We start from the raw sequence: 18,007 nt of genomic DNA on the forward strand, positions 1-18,007 counted from the left end.
CATCATCCCCCAACCTTATCGCGCACCATTCAGCCTCAGCCGTGTTCGTTGTGACCCAAAGCCCTGTGCCTGACACTCAGGATCAATACTGGCCTGCTGGAGTTGCTGCGATGAATGAGTCTGTGCGTTTCGAAGATAAAGTCGTCATCGTCACCGGAGCCGGTGGCGGCCTCGGACGCGCCCACGCATTGTTGTTTGCCAAACAGGGCGCCAAAGTGCTGGTCAATGATCTTGGCGGCTCGACTCAGGGCGAAGGCGCCAATGCCTCCGCCGCTGATCGCGTGGTTGCGGAAATTCGTGGGGCTGGCGGTATCGCCGAAGCCAACCACGACTCGGTCACCGACGGCGACAAACTGGTACAAAACGCCCTCGACGTCTTCGGCCGGGTCGATGTCGTCGTCAACAACGCCGGAATCCTGCGCGACAAGACCTTCCACAAAATGGACGACGCCGACTGGGATCTGGTTTACCGCGTCCACGTCGAAGGCGCCTACAAAGTTACCCGCGCCGCGTGGCCACATATGCGCGAGCAAAACTACGGCCGGGTGATCTTCACTGCCTCGACTTCAGGTATCTATGGCAACTTCGGCCAGTCCAACTACGGCATGGCCAAGCTGGGCCTTTACGGTCTGACCCGCACCTTGGCCATAGAAGGTCGCAAGAACAACATCCTCGTCAACGCCATCGCGCCTACCGGCGGCACGCGCATGACCGAGGGCCTCATTCCGCCGCAAGTGTTCGAGCAACTCAAACCGGAACTGGTCAGCCCGTTGGTGGTGTATCTGGCCAGTGAACAATGCCAGGAAACCTCCGGACTGTTCGAAGTCGGTGGCGGCTGGATGGGCAAGGTGCGCTGGGAACGCAGCCTCGGTGCCGGGTTTGATCCGCGGGTGGGCTTCTCGCCGGAAGATGTCGCGGCGCACTGGCAGCAGATCTGTGATTTCGAAGGGGCGGCGCATCCGAAGGACAATATTGAGGCGTTGAAGGAAATGATGGCGAATTTGCAGAAGTATTCGCTTTAAATAGTGTGGCCACCAAGCTTGGGCTTGGTGGCCACACCCCATTAAGCGTATCGTTTTTCAGTCATGAATTTTGGGGCCTTCCAGTTGGGGCCTTTAATAGCTAAGCCTTTATCCCCGTGTGCCAGTACTCCGGACGCAATGAGTCGTTTGTAGGCATCCTCAAGGGCTCCATATTGACTGATCAAATCTCGGTTGTATTGTCTGATCATCATGTCCAGGTGCGGATTTGGTTTGAACAGTGAAAATACGGTGACGATGTCATCCAATGGTTCATTTTTCACAATTTGCTCAATGGTATTCATTACCACATCTCCTTAAGCAACTTCTGGTACTCACGCTCTTCTTGCCGCCTTGCAGCTTCCAGCGCCTCTGGCGTATATAACAACGTTGGATCATCTTTAAGCTTGTAATCCTCCAGTGTTGCAGTGTGGACGTTGTTCCATACGGAAGAGTCTTTATCGGGCATTTCCGTGTCGTCATATCCCAAGGCTTTAAGCCTTTCGAACTCTCTGATCTCATGAGTGTAGAAGCGTTTGTCGGTATCGGTTACCTCTAGTTCTCCTCGAAAAAATCGTTCTAGACGATCGATCATTATTTTATTTGCATCAGAATCTGGGAACTTTGAAGTGTGTAGCTTCACGATATCAATTCCGTTTTTTGCGATGATCGACGGTACCCAGTCCGAGCTTGTAACCGGTAAACCTGTTTCTTCGGGGTTGAAATCTCGCCCGCTGTGTTCCCCGTCCTCGACACCCCCGTACGGACTGCTGAACACCACATAAAGTGGCGCAATTCCCGAGTCATCGGGGAACACGATGACGAATCGTTCCCAACCTTCGACAAGGATCGGATTGAGGTCCAGCCGTCCTTCAATCGGAACAATAGGAGCGCCGGAATAGGCTGGCGCATCAGTCTCGGCAATGGGCGATACAGTCGAGCTGTTACCCGGCGAGATAGCCGGCGTCCAGGTCAGAAAGTCCGTCGGCGAATCTCGTAGCGCTACTTCATAAACATCATTCAGCAAGTCATAGGCCGCATTCAGAACCAGCACACTCGAGCGGATATGGAAGTCATCGCTTGTGGCGACGAAGATTTCCGCGCCAGCCCCGACCCGCCTTACGCCCAATCCCACGGGCAGCTCTAATGTGCCTTGCCGATCCGCTATTTCGCGCAATGTCTGAGGAGACTCCGGCGACAACTCCGCAAGTGGAACGCTCATGGAAAAGCGTTCGCCGTTGCCCAAGCGTGATGGCATTAACAGTGCCGCGAAACCTACCAGCACCGGACCGCTCATCAGCGCAGCGCCTGCCGCCCTCACGGCCAGTAATCCTGTGCGCATTGCGCTGAGAATCCCGGACGACGATGCCGGAGGAAGACGAATGGTTTTGGAGGCAAAAGACAAAACCGGACTAGTTGAAGCCACGGCTCCTGAAGCCGGATATACATGCTGGATCTCTGCTGAATGACCTTCCTGCTGGTTCGCTTCTACACGCTGCTCCATTTGCGCTTGAAGACGAGCCTGCTCGGCAGCAAACGCCTGTGCGGCTGCTTCAGCTTTTGCTTGTGCTTCGGCTAAAGCGCTCTTCAATGCCGCGATTCGCGCTTGTTCCTGAGCTTCAGCTCTCATTTCAGCAAGAATGCGTGCCAACTGGGCGGAGTATTTTGCCAGGTATGCATCCAGATCCTGCTTTTTCGCCAGCGTGGCAAGTCGCGCCTGTTCACGGGCACGAATTTGCTCCTGCTCTTGACGTGCAGCTTCAGCAATTTCTCTTTGACGTTGCTGTTCTGCGGCAATCCGTGCGTGTTCTGCAGCCAAACGCTGGGCCTCAGCCGCTGCCGCCTGAGCTTGATCCTGAGCCTGCACGGTGGCCAGCCAATTGAGTACGTCGGCCTGTTGCTGGTTGAGAAGCGCCAGTGTCTGGCCAAGCAAACGCGCTTCGTGAGCCGCTCGGAAGGACTCGCTCCACAACGCTCTACTCCTCGCCCCCGCGCCGCTGATTCGGCGGATAGCGGAGGCCTGATTCAGGTAATCCTGGAAGGTTTTCCCCAGCGGATCGCTGCCAAAAAAGCGGTTTGCGATCGCGGTCTGCCTCTGAAACTCTGCGCTCTTACGGTGAATCAGCGTATTCCTGACGCCCACTTCGCGGGCCAGTGCAGCAGCGGGCGGAAGAGGATTTGTCGGGCCTTCCAGTCTGATTGCCGCCAGTTCCACTTCGATGGACTGAGGTATTGAGACGGATTTTGCGTTGAACTCTTGTTCAACGGTGGTTTGCGTCTCGAACATCAATTGGCGGGTTTGCGCATTGGCGCCGGCAGGTCCGAACGTTCCACTGTAGGTGTAACCCACATTGCTTTCTTTGAATGGCTCGTAATTATCGGGGGCGGGTGCCTCGATACGTGTTTCATCCAGTTCTAAGAATGGAGGTCTTTGCATATTCATGTCCTTTTGAATGTGCGTGATAGCTCGCTGGCAAGTTAGCGCGGCCGATAGTGACGTCCGTGTCACCAGCGAGGGGTTGAGGTGTTTCAAGTTACATCAGACTTGCGGTTACAAAATCTGAGAAACCCGTAAGTAACAGGGCGTTGTTTCGAGAGGGGTTTCGCAGGCTAATAACAAAGCAGGGAGAATTCTTCTGCGCCGCAGGAAAGGTCCTACGTTGTTCTCGGAAAGTGTTTGCAGGCAGTAGGGAATACGTTTTCAACGCCCATAAAAAAGGCCGCTGCAAACGCAGCGGCCAAGGTAAGACGTTGGATCAAGGAGCTACAAATCAACGTCAGTGAACACCGGGGCGATAAACCGAAGTCTTCGATTTATCTGAAATCTGTTGCCAGTCGCTTCAGTCCCTCAGCGTAGCTGGCTTCGTGCTTCACGGCGTGTCCCGTGAAAGCGCGTTCAGAATAAGGTCTTGAGCGCGTAGGAAAAATACCGATTCCGGACATGCACTGTTGCGGGGCATGCAACAGTCCCATCATCCGATGTGCACCATGCGCTGCACTGATAATCCTCCATCCAGCCAATCCATGAACGGCGCAAAGCCGCGCCGCGCAAGGCCTTTCATCCTTTCGAGCGACAACACGAATACCTCCTTGGTGCGCTTATCGACGCGGTTGCCCGGCAGTAGGGTGGGGCCTTCTGTCACTCACCGGGGAAGACGCATGACAAAAACAACAATGCGCGCCATCTTCACACCGCAGGCGCTGGCAGCCGCGGTAGCTCTGGGTTGCTGCGCCCAGGCGCAAGCGGTTGCGTTCAACATTGGCGAGATTGAAGGCACCTTCGACTCGTCGTTGTCGATCGGTGCGAGTTGGGGCATGCGCGATGCCGACAAGTCGCTGGTCGGCACGGTCAATGGGGGGACCGGGCAATCCTCGACCGGTGATGACGGGCGTCTGAATTTCAAGAAGGGCGAGACCTTCTCGAAAATCTTCAAAGGCATTCACGACCTTGAACTCAAGTACGGCGACACCGGTGTCTTCGTGCGCGGTAAGTACTGGTACGACTTCGAGCTGAAGGACGAAGACCGCGAGTTCAAGCCGATCAGCGACAGCGGGCGCAAGGAAGGGGCGAAGTCCTCCGGCGCACAAATTCTCGATGCGTTCGTCTATCACAACTATTCCATCGCCGACCTGCCGGGCACCGTGCGTGCCGGCAAGCAAGTGGTGAGCTGGGGCGAAAGTACCTTCATCGGTAACTCGATCAACAGCATCAACCCGATCGACGTCTCGGCGTTTCGCCGCCCCGGTGCGGAGATCAAGGAAGGCCTGATTCCGGTCAACATGTTGTTTGGCTCGCAAGGCCTGACCGATCAACTGACCGTTGAAGGCTTCTACCAACTGGAATGGGACCAGACCGTTCTCGACAACTGCGGCACTTTCTTCGGGGTTGATGTGGCGGCGGACGGTTGCAACAACGGCTACACCGTTGGCAACCCGGCGATCGCGCCGCTGGTGCCGTTGACCACCGCGTTCGGGCAAGGCATTCAGGTGACTCGCGAAGGTGTGGTGATCCCCCGTGGCGGCGACCGTGATGCGCGGGATTCCGGGCAATGGGGGACGGCGTTGCGCTGGCTCGGTGATGACACCGAATATGGCCTGTACTTCATGAACTACCACAGCCGTACGCCGGCGGTAGGCACGACCACGGCCGGTCTTTCGACGCTGGCGGCATTGCCGGGCATGGTCGGCATCGCCAATGGCCTGGCCCCCGGCAGCGGTTCCGGACTGGCGCAGAGCGTGATGCTCGGACGCGGTGGGTATTACCTTGAATACCCGGAAGACATTCGCCTCTACGGCGCGAGTTTCTCCACCACATTGCCCACCGGTACCGCGTGGACCGGCGAGATCAGCTACCGTCCGAACGCTCCGGTGCAGGTCAACACCAACGACCTGACACTGGCGCTGCTCAACCCGATTGCGGGTGGCACGGCGTCTCCACTTGCGACGTCACCGGGAGCGGACAACAAAGGCTATCGGCGCAAAGAAGTCACGCAAATCCAGAGCACCCTCACACACTTCTTCGATCAGGTCTGGGGCGCTCAGCGCTTGACCCTGGTCGGTGAAGCCGCTGTGGTGCGGGTCGGCGGACTGGAGTCACGCGACAAGCTGCGTTATGGCCGTGATTCGGTTTACGGGCAGTACGGTTTTGGTGGCGACACCGACGGTTTCGTCACCTCGACCTCGTGGGGTTACCGCGCCCGGGCGATCCTCGATTACGCCAACGTGATCGGCGGTATCAACCTCAAACCCAACCTGTCGTGGTCGCATGACGTCGCCGGTTACGGCCCCAACGGCCTGTTCAACGAAGGCGCGAAAGCGATCAGCGTCGGCGTCGATGCCGACTACCGCAACACCTACACCGCGAGCCTCAGTTACACCGACTTTTTCGGTGGCGATTACAACGTCCTCGAAGACCGTGACTTCGTGGCTCTGAGCTTCGGCGTGAACTTCTGATCTGCCCGAGAAGGATGACTGCAATGCGCAAAACGATTCTGCAATGTGGTGTGCTGGCGCTGAGTCTGCTGGCGGCCAATGTGATGGCGGCGGTGTCGCCGGATGAAGCCAACAAACTTGGCACCAGCCTGACGCCACTCGGCGCCGAGAAGGCTGGCAACGCTGACGGTTCGATTCCGGCATGGACCGGTGGCATCCCGAAAAACGCCGGTGCGGTGGACAGCAAAGGCTTCCTCGCCGACCCGTTCGCCAACGAGAAACCGCTGTTCACGATCACCGCGGCCAACGTCGACAAGTACAAGGACAAGCTGTCCGACGGTCAGGTGGCGATGTTCAAACGTTACCCCGAAACCTACAAAATCCCGGTTTACCCGACCCATCGCACCGTCGCCGTGCCAGCGGAGATCTATGAGTCGGCCAAACGCAGCGCGCTGAATGTCACCAGTATCAACGATGGTAATGGCCTGGCCAACTTCACAGGCAACCGCTACTACGCATTCCCGATTCCGAAGAACGGTGTGGAGGTGTTGTGGAACCACATCACCCGATATCACGGCGGTAACCTGCGGCGCATCATCACCCAGGTGACGCCGCAGACTAACGGCAGCTACACGCCGATCCGCTTTGAAGAAGAGATCGCCGTGCCGCAACTGATGAAGGATCTCGATCCGGAAAAAGCCGCCAACGTGCTGACCTTTTTCAAACAGTCGGTGACCGCGCCGGCGCGGCTGGCCGGTAACGTGCTGCTGGTGCATGAAACGCTCGATCAGGTGAAAGAGCCGCGTCTGGCCTGGATCTACAACGCCGGCCAGCGCCGGGTGCGTCGTGCGCCGCAAGTGGCCTATGACGGCCCGGGTACCGCCGCCGATGGTCTGCGCACGTCGGATAACTTCGACATGTTCTCCGGCGCACCGGATCGCTATGACTGGAAACTGGTCGGCAAAAAGGAAATGTACATTCCTTACAACAGCTACAAACTCGATTCGCCGAGCCTGAAATACGACGACATCGTCAAGGCTGGCCACATCAATCAGGACCTTACCCGCTATGAACTGCACCGCGTCTGGGAAGTGATCGGCACGGTGAAACCGAGCGAGCGGCACATCTACGCCAAGCGCCACATGTACATCGACGAGGACAGTTGGCAGGTGGCGCTCGCCGATCACTACGACGGTCGCGGGCAACTGTGGCGTGTCGCCGAAGGGCATGCTCAGTACTACTACGATCACCAGGCGCAGGCCTATACCCTCGAAGCGCTCTACGACATCATCGCCGGTCGCTACATTGCCCTGGGAATGAAGAACGAAGAGAAGCACAGTTTCGAGTTCGGCTTCGAAGCCAAGGCAGCTGACTACACGCCATCGGCCTTGCGCGCAGAGGGCGTGCGGTAACGGTTCTGATACATCGGCAGCGCAAAAGGCGACCGCACGGTCGCCTTTTTTATGGTCGTCAATCAGCGTGCTGAATACTCGTCAACAAGCGCACGGGAGAGGGCTAGGGTGAGCGCACAACGATAAGAAGGCTCACCCGATGACCGCCATGACCCCGTGCCTGGATCGACCCGGATTTCTGCCCAGACTTTCTTCACATCACCAGCCTCGCCCTCGCTTGAGTGCGCCTCTTCTGGCTTCGAACGCGCGGGTCAGGCTGTTGTGCGCACCCGCTGGCAGTGGCAAAACCGCACTGCTCAGCGAATGTCTTCTGCAGGTGCGTGCAGACTGCGAGACGATTTGGCTGCCGCTGGCGGGAGCAGCGCTCAGCTGCGAGGAGTTTTGCCTGCGTCTGACTCAGGCGCTCGGGCTGGTCGAGCACCTTGACGTTGCGCAACTGATGGCGGAGCTGGCACGTTGGCCCAGGACAACTTCGCTGTTTATCGACGATTACAGCCGTCTGCCGGATCCGGCTCTGGATGCTTTACTGGATCGTTTGTTGGCGGTCAGCAGCCCGGCGCTCACTTGGTGGATCAGCACTCGCCGCCGGCCACAGTGCAACTGGCCGCGCCTGTTGCTCGATGACGAACTGTACGAATCCGAGCGCGCCAGCCTGGCACTGACCCACGATGAGCTTGTACCGGTGTTGCGCCATTTGCCGCCAGACCAGGCGGACCGTGTCGCCGCCGGTATCATCCAGCGTACCGGCGGCTGGTGCGCGGGTGCGCGCATGGCGCTCCTGCAAAAGTGCGACTGGTCGCAAAAGCTGCAGCCACAACAGCGTGTCGATACCCTGCTCGATTATCTGCAGCACGAACTCTTCAGCAACCTGACGCCAGAGCAGGATGAGGCATGGCGTGTTCTGGCCCAATTGCCGCGGTTCAACGCGCCATTATGCGAGCATTTGTTCGGCCCCGGCGAAGGCGCACAGCTGCTGCATGACCTGCAAGTGCTGGGCTGCTTTATCGAGCCTTGGCAGGAGTCCGTCGATTGGCTGCAGGTTTTTCGCCCGCTGTCGCGAATCATGCAGGAGTCGCATTGGCCGTGTGCGCGTTCGTGGCATCGGCGCGCCTGTCAGTGGTTCACTGCGGTGCAGGATTGGCGAGCAGCGTTCGAGCAAGCGTTGTTGGCCGAAGAGTACGAAACGGCCGTAAGCCTGTTGCAGCATTTGAGCTTCGAGGATCTGCTGGAAGACCAGACGGTCGTCCTGCTGTTGCGCTTGCATGAGCAGCAAAGTCGCGAGCTGACCTTGATGACACCGCAATTGATCGGGCTGGTCACGGGGGCATTGCTGTTCGCCGGCCGATTCGAACAGGCCGCGCAATGCATGGCTCATCTCGTCCGCTTCATGCCGCAGCCGACGAAGCATCTGGAGCAGCAACTGCTGGCACGTTGGCAGGCGCAACAAGGTTGGCTCTGCCACTTGCAGGGGCAAATGGAGCAGGCGCGCGCCTGTTTCCAGGAGGCATTGTCAGCGTTGACCGACGATGCCTGGCAAGCCCGTCTGATGTGTCTGTCGGGACTGACGCAGCAGGCGTTACTGTGCGGTGAACTCGATCAGGCCCATGCTCTCAACCGCGAGGCGCTGTGCCTGGCGCGCGCGCATGGCTCCCTGTTGTTCGAAGGGTTGCTGGAGCTTGATCATGCGCAATGGCTCGAGCAGCGAGGAGCGCCCGCGCGTGCCGAAAGTCTGCTGGTGGACATTGAGCATTTGCTGCGTCAGCGCACCCTGGTGCCCACGCCGCTGCTGGGCCGAATTGCCCTGCGACGAGGTCGGCTGGCGCTGTGCATGGGTCTGGAAGAGCGGGCTGCGGATCTGTTCAGCCGAGGCCTTGAAGATTGCTTGCGCAGTGAAGACAAGCGGGTCTTGTATGGCTACCTCGGGCAGGCTCAACTGGCCGGCAATCGAGGCGATTATGCCTGCGCTTTCGAGCGCCTGCGCGAGGCCGAAAGGGTCATGCAGCAGCGGCAGATTCCCGATACGGTCTATCGCGGTGTCGTGCTTCAGGTCAGCAGCCAGTTCTGGTTGCAGCAGGGGCGACCGCAATTGGTGCAAGAGGCGTTGGGCCGGCTGTTAAGGCATTACCGTGGACCCTCTGCACTCCAGGCGCCGCCCGCCACTTTCGAGCTGATTATCCGCATTGAATACCTGCTGGCCTGCGCGCATACGCAGTTGAATCCGGATGAAAACTGTCTGCCAACCATTGAACGATTGCTCAATCAGGCGCAGGCCAGAGGCATGTTGACTGCGGAAACGGAGTTGCTGCTGGCCTTCGCCCAGTTGGCCGAATCGAACGGTGACACAGAGGCGGCGCAGCAAGCTTTCCAGCGTGCCGGAATGCTGGTGGAGCGCTGTCAATTGCAGCACGCCATGCGGGAGTGGGAATTACGCCGGGGCAGTCTCGGAACAGTGTCTGCCAAGCAGATTCCTGCCAGGCAATGCGATAACCCTGATCTGGCGTCGGGCCTCAGTCGGCGTGAGCGCGAAGTGCTGATGTTGATTGCTCAAGGTGCTTCGAATCAGCAAGTTGCAGAACAACTTTTTATTTCGTTACATACAGTAAAAACACATGCGAGACGGATTAATGGGAAGTTGGGGGTGGAGCGCAGAACTCAGGCGGTGGCGAAAGCAAAGTTGATGGGGATATTGGCTTAGTATTTTAATTTTTTTTGCTGGTGAAAATGATTTTGGTTGTTTGTTGGCATGTTTTGTAAATTGTTCGAACTTCATGTTGATTGAAAAAGAAACTACCTTGCGGCCCTCTGCATAGCTGCACTCGCAGCTCTGAATAGTCAAGTAAGGAAGTGTTGTGGCCAAGTTATTTAAAAGTTTGATGCGTGGTTCGTTGGGTGAGCAAGTTACGTGGGCTGAAGAGTGGAAAAAGGCCAGCCAGGCAAAAGCAGGTCTATTCAAGATCATCGACGCCATGCCAAGCGTGCTGGATATTCTTCGCAACTTGCTTGGGAGTGAGTTAAAGCGCTTGGGTAAAACGGTCGATATCGACAAAGTCTATATCAATACGGATCCTGCTTTTCCCGCCAATGAAAACCGGCCTTCGGGCACTCTTTGGGACGTCACTGTTCATTGTCTGGATAACAACGTCAGCCCCGCTTACATAGTGGGCGGCGATGGTGTGTTTTTTCTGCCGGACACGTTCAGTGAACAATTCAAAGTCAATGTTCTGAATACGTTTATTGTCGAGGATCTGATCGCGGCTGTAGCTGCAGGACTGGAAAAAACGTTGCGAGCCGAGATCGCAAAGTTCTGGGCGGCGCCAGCGAAAACCATTCGCCCGGACACTGCACCTCTGTCGAATAAGCAGACTTTCATCGAAGCGTACGCCGTGGTCACGAGTGCAGAGCTGTCCCTGTCGGTCATGGCCAACAATTTTGATGCCCTGTTGGGTGAGAGATTCGCTCATCTTCTTGACGCAGACTCCGGCCGCGCAGCGTTTGAAGTCAACCTGCGCCCGACGCAGGATTACCTTCTGTCGCGTCAGCCCTGTTTCGTTCTGGACAACGCCGAGCGTCCGGATGCAGAAATGCCGCTGCTCAACGAGTCGACGTCCTATCTTGTGCACACGCCGGAATACGGCTTTGAGTTTTTTGAAAAAAATACCGATTTGCACAGCAAACTTCAGCAGCGATTGTCCTTGGGTAGTGACCAGATCAGATACCTGAAGGGTACGCGAAGTCCTCACGCCTTTTGTGTAGAGACTCATCTCAAAGGCCAGCTTGAAAGCGTGTCATCCTTGTTCAGTGGTCGGGAACAACTGGAAAATCCGCTTACCTCGGTGTTGCAGGACAATCAAAGCCTGCATGTTCTGCGCTACGGTATCAACACCCGCTTCTATCTGCTTCGGACTGCGTTGAAACGCACCGACTGGCCGGTTTGGCTCCATGGCGCTGGTAGCGATATTCAACAACGATATAACGAGCTTGAAGAATCCAAGGATCAATACCAGGCTGCGTTTTCAAGCGCGTTCGATGCGTGTTTTTCGTTTAAGGATTATGTGGTGCGTACGTTCGCTGAATGGGCGGACAGGGTTCTCGGTGAGCACCTGGATCCAGAAGCGATAAGTGTCCAGAGCTCGTACACTCTGCAAGTTGCCGGACGTACTATCGAACAGGAAGAAACCCGCACGCTGACAGAATTTATCGTTTTCGGTCTGCATGACAATGGTTATAAAGCCGCGCTGACTATCATCGGCGTTCCCGACGCAAGTCGGCTGACGACGGTGGCGCTTGAGCAGTGGTTGGAGAGTCGCAACCTGCGACTGGAATTTACCAGCAGCCTTGCATCCTCGCCCTCGGTTGGTTACCAAGAGGCTTATCGCAACTACCTCTTCAGCCAGATGGCGTTTGCAGTTTTTGTTGCTCGCCACTCTGGAAAGCTGGACTCCACCGATGCGAATATCATCGCGCGAGCCATGGCCAATGACGCCACGGTGACTATTCAGGGATTGAGAATCAAATCACAAGTACCAGCGTTGAAAGATGTCCTGATCATTTCGGCCAGAGAATATGTACCCTCGCTGATGCTGGTCAAAACGCCTGGCGGTGAATTTGAACTGCAAAAATTTTCCGATGTTTATGCGGCGAACGTCTGGCTGGAGTCGGCATTGTCCGCAGATCGTGAATACGCTGCATTGCTGATCCATCCAGACTACCTGCACGAAGCAGGTAAGTTGCTCGGCAGCGCTCCCACAAAACTGAACTACCGCTACACGCTCGATGGCCGGCCGGTCGATCTTGGCCTGAATCTCAAGGCACCGTTGGCAGACTACGTAAATATCGCTTACCGAGCCGAAGTTGCCCTGCACAAGGCCATTGCTCCGGCTGGTTATCGAGCACTGGGCATCGAAGGCCGCAAGCGCTATTCGCGTCTGACCACCGAACTCAAGGCACTCTCTACAGTTGATGCGCGAGACAATGGTTTTCCGACGTTCGAGCAGTTCACTTATGACTCGGTGAAAGCTCAGATAGAAGACATTTTGCGTGCTCGTGGCAGCAAGGTTTCGGTCAATCCCGACAAGATCATTATTCAAACCGAAGAGTTTCGTAAGAGCGTTACTGACGTTTTGCTTGAGGGACTCGCCTTTGAGGCCGTGCATCCGGGCTACGAAACGAAATTCAGCCCGAAATACTATTTGGTGAATGGCCATCCCAGCATTGAAAAACTGGATATCCGAGACCTGTCCTCACTGTCGAAAACTTTCCGTCCCGGCGACAGATATACCGCCATGCTGAAAGCGCAATACCAGAACAGCGCTCATCCTGACTACGCGTTCAAGCGCGCGGTACACGCCCGAAGAATCCGCTGTGAAATGTACCGCAATGCTTTTGCCGACTTTACCAATGGCAGACTGTCAGTAGAGTCTTTCTCTGCTATCCAGCGGACTATCGACAATCTGAAAGAAAGTGGCGGTTATCAGTCAGTTGTGAATAGCGTCGCCGAAGGTGACGTCGGATTGTATAAGTTCAACATCGTCGAGCCGGGTTTGACGGCTGCCTGGGACCGCACGGTTGGCGGCGTTTATATTTTCCGACTGAAGATGTCTTCAGGGTTGCTCGATTTGCTCTATACGCCTGACGCGCCGGATCTGGTCAGCTTCCGGCCCATCGCTGATTTCATTCCTTCGATTCGTTTTCGATACGGCCCGTTCAGGAATTACTACAGCCAGCGGATATTGCTGGTCGACCAAAAGGTGATCAACGACTATTTCGACAATCTGGTTGCAACCGCCGATACCAAACCGGTCATTCGCACCCAGCAGCGTTCGTTATTGCCTGATCTGTTCACTTTCCATGACGAGCGAGTGCGCCGTGTATTGAGCGATATCGACGAACGCACCACCAGTCTCAATGAAATAATCACCGGTATTATTTACGACAACCTGTTGAAGGCCGCGAACATCGTGAGCCTGCTGGTGCCTCCCGTGGGCACTGTCGTGGTGGCTGTGCAGATGATGAAAAGCATCTACGACGCCTCACAGTCGGACAAGCGAGGTGACTACCGCGCTGCCCTGGGACATGTCCAGGAAGCGCTGACCGGGCTGATGACGTTGGGCCAGGCCGCAGCTGCGGGTGCTCCCGTCAAGGAAATCACCCATGCACAACGGTCCTTGCTCAGTTTGTTCGAAGATGCGCGGACGGTCGCGGAGCTGGTCACTTACTACACAGGCCAGGAAGAGTTGAAAGAGATGCTGGTCGAGTTCTTCAACACATTGATGGAAAGTGCCAGTTCCGGACTGAGTAAAACAACCGTTCATTGACCGCCTTTGAGCACTTGCTGCTCGCTCAATGCGTAAAGCGTTTATCGTTCATAACCCATCCGCCAACTAACGGCCCGCGTCGCCGCCAGCAACCGCTGCGCCGCCGGGCCGTTTTCGTCGGCGTGGAACAGCGAGGTCGGGCCGACAATGGTCAGCACGGCGGCGACCTGGCCGACAGCGTTGAACACCGGTGCGGACAACGCATCCACACCCGGCATCAGCAAACCATGCACATGATGCAGACCGCGTTCGCGGATCTGTTCACACAGTGATACGTAAGTCTTCTCGTCCTTCAGCGGATGATCGGCAGCGGCAATCTCCTGAACGCGCAAATCATCGGTTTCGCGATGTGGCAGATAAGCACTGAATACCAGCCCGGTTGATGAACTGAGCAACGGCAATACCGAACCCAATTGCGTCACCACCGTCACTGCACGCACCGCCGGCTCGATGTGCACAACGGTTGCGCCTTGGTTGCCCCACACCGCCAGAAAGCAGGTTTCGTTGAGTTCGTCGCGCAGTTCGGCCAACGGCAGGGCGGCGACTTTCAGCACGTCCATACTGTTGAGTGCGGCGAGGCCTACACGCAAGGCTTCGCGGCCGAGGCCGTAATGGTTGGTCGCGGTGTTTTGCTCGGCAAATCCTGAGGCGATCAACGCCTGCAGATAGCGATGAACCTTGCTCGCCGGCATTTGCACATGTTCGGCCAGTCGCGACAACGAAGTGGACGGCGACAACTCGGCCAGGGCCTTGAGGATGTCGGTGCCGACTTCGGCGGAGCGGACTTTCTGTTTGCCGTTGCTGTCGCTGGTTTTTTCCATGGTGCGGCCGGGTTCCGAAACGAATGGGCGTCTTTATAGCTTGACGCTGGATAGCGAGCAAATTACGTTATGCGTAATCGAATTACGATAATAACAACCCCGGCGTGCCGAAACCTCTGAGCCAGAGCGATGGGCCACTGCCGACTCCCTGTTCAGGAGGCTCCATGAACCTCGATTCAACCGCTCAGGCGCTGGCGTATCAGTCCGGTTTCGGCAACGAATTCAGCTCTGAAGCGTTGCCCGGCGCGCTACCCGTCGGCCAGAATTCCCCGCAAAAAGCGCCGTACGGTCTCTACACCGAATTGTTCTCCGGCACCGCGTTCACCATGACCCGCAGTGAAGCGCGGCGCACCTGGATGTACCGGATTCAGCCTTCGGCCAATCACCCGGCCTTCGTCAAACTGGAAAGACAACTGGCCGGCGGTCCTTTGGGCGAAGTGACGCCCAATCGCCTGCGCTGGAATCCGCTGGAGATCCCGGCCGAGCCAACCGATTTCATCGACGGTCTGGTGAGCATGGTCGCCAACGCTGGCGCGGAAAAGCCGTCCGGCATCAGCATCTACAACTACGTCGCCAACCGTTCGATGGAACGCGTGTTCTTCAACGCCGACGGCGAACTGCTGCTGGTGCCGCAACTCGGTCGATTGCGCATAGCCACCGAACTCGGTGTGCTGGAAGTGGCGCCGCTGGAAATCGCCGTGCTGCCGCGCGGCCTCAAATTCCGTGTCGAATTGCTCGACCCGCAAGCACGCGGCTACGTCGCCGAGAACCATGGCGCGCCGTTGCGCCTGCCGGATCTGGGGCCGATCGGCAGCAACGGTCTGGCCAATCCGCGCGACTTCCTCACCCCGGTCGCCGCTTACGAGAACCTCCAGCAGCCGACCACGCTGGTGCAGAAATTCCTCGGCCAGCTATGGGCCACCGAACTCAATCACTCGCCGCTGAACGTGGTCGCCTGGCACGGCAATAACGTGCCGTACAAATACGATCTGCGCCGTTTCAACACCATCGGCACCGTCAGCTTCGATCACCCGGACCCGTCGATCTTCACCGTGCTGACCTCGCCGACCAGCGTGCACGGTCTGGCCAACCTCGACTTCGTGATCTTCCCGCCACGCTGGATGGTCGCCGAGAACACCTTCCGTCCGCCGTGGTTCCACCGCAATCTGATGAACGAATTCATGGGCCTGATCCAGGGCGAATACGACGCCAAGGCCGAAGGTTTTGTGCCCGGCGGTGCATCGCTGCACAGCTGCATGAGCGCCCACGGCCCGGATGGCGAGACCTGCACCAAAGCGATCAACGCCGAACTCAAACCGGCAAAAATCGACAACACCATGGCCTTCATGTTCGAGACCAGCCAGGTGCTGCGCCCAAGCCGCTTCGCCCTCGACTGCCCGCAACTGCAATCCACTTACGACGCTTGCTGGGCCACGCTGCCCGCGACGTTCGACCCGACCCGGAGATAACCCATGACTCAGACTTCCATTACCCGCAGTTGGGTTGCCTCGGCCAACGGCCACGCTGATTTCCCGCTGCAGAACCTGCCGCTGGGTGTGTTCAGCAGCAACGGTGCGCCGCCGCGCGCTGGCGTGGCGATTGGTGAACACATCTTCGATCTGCAAGTGGCGCTGGAAGCCGGGCTGTTCGACGGCGTCGCGCGCAGTGCGGTCGAAGCCATGCACGGCGGCCAGTTGAACGCGTTCTTCGAACTCGGTCGCGAGGCACGTGTGGCTCTGCGTTCGCGTCTGCTGGAACTGTTCAGCGAAGGCAGCACTCACCGTGGCAACATCGAAGCCCAAGGCGCGAAATTGCTGCCACTGGCCGCCGATTGCCAGCTGCATCTGCCGGCACGCATCAGCGATTACACCGACTTCTACGTCGGCATCGAGCACGCGCAGAACGTCGGCAAACTGTTCCGTCCGGATAACCCGCTGCTGCCGAACTACAAGCATGTGCCGATCGGCTATCACGGTCGCGCCTCCACCGTGCGCGCGTCGGGCACTGACGTACGGCGTCCGAAAGGCCAGACCTTGCCGGCCGGTCAGACCGAGCCGACGTTTGGTCCGTGCGCACGCCTGGACTATGAGCTGGAGCTGGGCATCTGGATCGGTCAGGGCAACGAGATGGGCGATTCGATCGCCATCGCTGACGCGGCTGATCACATCGCCGGTTTCTGCCTGCTCAACGATTGGTCGGCACGCGATATCCAGGCTTGGGAATACCAGCCGCTGGGTCCGTTCCTGTCGAAAAGTTTTATCACCAGCGTCTCGCCGTGGGTGGTTACCGCAGAAGCGCTGGAGCCATTTCGCACCGCGCAACCGAAGCGTCCTGAAGGTGATCCGCAGCCGCTGCCGTACCTGTTCGACAAGCGCGATCAGGACGGCGGTGCCTTCGACATCGAACTGGAAGTGTTGCTGCTCACCGAAGCCATGCGCGAGCAGAACCTGCCGGCTCATCGCCTGACGCTGAGCAACACCCGTTACATGTACTGGACCGTCGCGCAAATGGTCGCGCACCACAGCGTCAACGGCTGCCAGTTGCAGGCCGGTGACCTGTTCGGTTCGGGCACCTTGTCCGGCCCTGAGAGCGGTCAGTTCGGTAGCCTGCTGGAAATCACCGAGGGCGGTAAAAAGCCGATTGAACTGGCGTCTGGCGAGGTGCGTAAATTCCTCGAGGACGGTGACGAAATCATTCTGCGCGCTCGTTGCGCTCGCGATGGTTTTGCTTCGATCGGCTTCGGCGAGTGCCGCGGCAAAGTGTTGCCGGCGCGCTGACAGGAGCGGCATATGGATCTCTATACCTATTACCGTTCGACCTCGTCGTACCGGGTGCGAATCGCGCTGGCGCTGAAGGGGCTCGACTATCAGGCGTTGCCGGTCAATCTGATCGCACCGCCGGGTGGCGAGCATCGCCAAGCGGCGTATCTGGCGATCAATCCACAGGGCCGGGTGCCGGCCTTGCGCACTGACGAAGGCGGTTTGCTGATTCAGTCGCCGGCCATCATTGAGTACCTGGAAGAACGTTATCCACAGGTGCCGTTGCTGCCTGAAGATCTGCTTGCCCGTGCGCAGGTGCGGGGTGTGGCGGCGGTGATCGGCTGCGATGTGCATCCGCTGCACAACGTCAGTGTGCTCAATCGCCTGCGTCAGTTGGGGCACGATGAGGCGCAGGTGGTGGAGTGGATCAGTCACTGGATCAGCCAAGGGCTGGCGACGGTGGAGCAGTTGATTGGCGATGAAGGCTTCTGTTTCGGCGAGTGGCCGTGTGTGGCCGATGTGTACCTGATTCCGCAGTTGTATGCGGCTGAGCGGTTCAATGTCAGCCTTGAGGCGTATCCGAACATTCGTCGGGTCGCCGCACTGGCGGCTGAACATCCTGCGTTCATCAAGGCGCATCCCGCCAACCAACCAGACACCCCATAACCCTGTAGGAGTGAGCCTGCTCGCGATGAGGGAGTGTCAGTCACTCAGTTTCTGACTGACCCACCGCTATCGCGAGCAGGCTCA

11 protein-coding genes are annotated in these 18,007 nt (G+C 57.7%); 8 read left to right on the top strand and 3 right to left on the bottom strand.

Going from position 1 to position 18,007, the window contains the following annotated elements; all coding sequences use genetic code 11:
* Nucleotides 1-110 precede the first annotated feature (110 nt).
* A complete protein-coding gene (locus PMI23_RS25660; protein WP_007914227.1) occupies nt 111-1,022 on the top strand; it encodes an SDR family oxidoreductase in 912 nt (303 codons plus the stop codon).
* Nucleotides 1,023-1,063: 41 nt separating this feature from the next.
* Here PMI23_RS25660 and PMI23_RS25665 read toward each other — a convergent pair whose 3' ends face one another.
* The gene (locus tag PMI23_RS25665; protein ID WP_007914225.1) at nt 1,064-1,324 is read right to left on the bottom strand and encodes a hypothetical protein; all 261 of its coding nucleotides are present in this window, start codon (nt 1,322-1,324) and stop codon (nt 1,064-1,066) included.
* Nucleotides 1,324-3,456 carry an S-type pyocin domain-containing protein gene (locus tag PMI23_RS25670; protein ID WP_007914223.1) on the bottom strand — a complete coding sequence of 711 codons (2,133 nt, stop codon included), beginning with the start codon at nt 3,454-3,456 and terminating at the stop codon, nt 1,324-1,326. The genes PMI23_RS25665 and PMI23_RS25670 overlap by 1 nt, the downstream gene beginning before the upstream one ends.
* 722 nt (nt 3,457-4,178) lie before the next feature.
* On the opposite strand from PMI23_RS25670, the gene PMI23_RS25675 reads away from it, so the two are divergent.
* From PMI23_RS25675 to PMI23_RS25690, 4 genes are all read left to right on the top strand, one after another.
* Nucleotides 4,179-5,972: a DUF1302 domain-containing protein gene (locus PMI23_RS25675; protein ID WP_007914214.1), complete on the top strand. Its 1,794-nt coding sequence runs from the start codon at nt 4,179-4,181 to the stop codon at nt 5,970-5,972.
* Between the two features lie 23 nt (nt 5,973-5,995).
* Nucleotides 5,996-7,363, top strand: coding sequence for a DUF1329 domain-containing protein (locus PMI23_RS25680; RefSeq protein WP_007914212.1), 1,368 nt, complete (start codon nt 5,996-5,998; stop codon nt 7,361-7,363).
* 139 nt (nt 7,364-7,502) lie between these two features.
* On the top strand, nt 7,503-10,058 hold the full coding sequence (locus tag PMI23_RS25685; RefSeq protein ID WP_007914210.1) for a LuxR C-terminal-related transcriptional regulator: 2,556 nt from the start codon (nt 7,503-7,505) through the stop codon (nt 10,056-10,058).
* Between the two features lie 154 nt (nt 10,059-10,212).
* A complete protein-coding gene (locus tag PMI23_RS25690) occupies nt 10,213-13,677 on the top strand; it encodes a dermonecrotic toxin domain-containing protein (RefSeq protein WP_007914209.1) in 3,465 nt (1,154 codons plus the stop codon).
* A gap of 41 nt (nt 13,678-13,718) precedes the next feature.
* Here PMI23_RS25690 and PMI23_RS25695 read toward each other — a convergent pair whose 3' ends face one another.
* Nucleotides 13,719-14,498, bottom strand: coding sequence for an IclR family transcriptional regulator (locus PMI23_RS25695; protein ID WP_007914208.1), 780 nt, complete (start codon nt 14,496-14,498; stop codon nt 13,719-13,721).
* Between the two features lie 164 nt (nt 14,499-14,662).
* Between PMI23_RS25695 and hmgA the strand changes: the two genes are divergently transcribed.
* From hmgA to maiA, 3 genes are read left to right on the top strand one after another with little or no spacing between them, the layout of a single operon-like run.
* The gene (gene hmgA, locus PMI23_RS25700) at nt 14,663-15,967 is read left to right on the top strand and encodes a homogentisate 1,2-dioxygenase (protein ID WP_007914207.1); all 1,305 of its coding nucleotides are present in this window, start codon (nt 14,663-14,665) and stop codon (nt 15,965-15,967) included.
* A gap of 3 nt (nt 15,968-15,970) precedes the next feature.
* Nucleotides 15,971-17,275, top strand: a complete 1,305-nt coding sequence (gene fahA / locus PMI23_RS25705; RefSeq protein ID WP_007914206.1) for a fumarylacetoacetase — start codon at nt 15,971-15,973, stop codon at nt 17,273-17,275.
* Nucleotides 17,276-17,287: 12 nt separating this feature from the next.
* Nucleotides 17,288-17,923, top strand: coding sequence for a maleylacetoacetate isomerase (gene maiA / locus PMI23_RS25710; protein ID WP_007914205.1), 636 nt, complete (start codon nt 17,288-17,290; stop codon nt 17,921-17,923).
* The last annotated feature ends 84 nt before the right edge of the window (nt 17,924-18,007 follow it).

The organism is Pseudomonas sp. GM24 (assembly GCF_000282235.1).
GTDB lineage: Bacteria > Pseudomonadota > Gammaproteobacteria > Pseudomonadales > Pseudomonadaceae > Aquipseudomonas.

What these genes read in the sequence shown, in the direction of transcription:
- PMI23_RS25660 (WP_007914227.1), top strand. Translation starts at nt 111, where the DNA reads ATGAATGAGTCTGTGCGTTTCGAAGATAAAGTCGTCATCGTCACCGGA.
- PMI23_RS25665 (WP_007914225.1), bottom strand. Translation starts at nt 1,324, where the DNA reads ATGAATACCATTGAGCAAATTGTGAAAAATGAACCATTGGATGACATC.
- PMI23_RS25670 (WP_007914223.1), bottom strand. Translation starts at nt 3,456, where the DNA reads ATGCAAAGACCTCCATTCTTAGAACTGGATGAAACACGTATCGAGGCA.
- PMI23_RS25675 (WP_007914214.1), top strand. Translation starts at nt 4,179, where the DNA reads ATGACAAAAACAACAATGCGCGCCATCTTCACACCGCAGGCGCTGGCA.
- PMI23_RS25680 (WP_007914212.1), top strand. Translation starts at nt 5,996, where the DNA reads ATGCGCAAAACGATTCTGCAATGTGGTGTGCTGGCGCTGAGTCTGCTG.
- PMI23_RS25685 (WP_007914210.1), top strand. Translation starts at nt 7,503, where the DNA reads ATGACCGCCATGACCCCGTGCCTGGATCGACCCGGATTTCTGCCCAGA.
- PMI23_RS25695 (WP_007914208.1), bottom strand. Translation starts at nt 14,498, where the DNA reads ATGGAAAAAACCAGCGACAGCAACGGCAAACAGAAAGTCCGCTCCGCC.
- hmgA (WP_007914207.1), top strand. Translation starts at nt 14,663, where the DNA reads ATGAACCTCGATTCAACCGCTCAGGCGCTGGCGTATCAGTCCGGTTTC.
- fahA (WP_007914206.1), top strand. Translation starts at nt 15,971, where the DNA reads ATGACTCAGACTTCCATTACCCGCAGTTGGGTTGCCTCGGCCAACGGC.
- maiA (WP_007914205.1), top strand. Translation starts at nt 17,288, where the DNA reads ATGGATCTCTATACCTATTACCGTTCGACCTCGTCGTACCGGGTGCGA.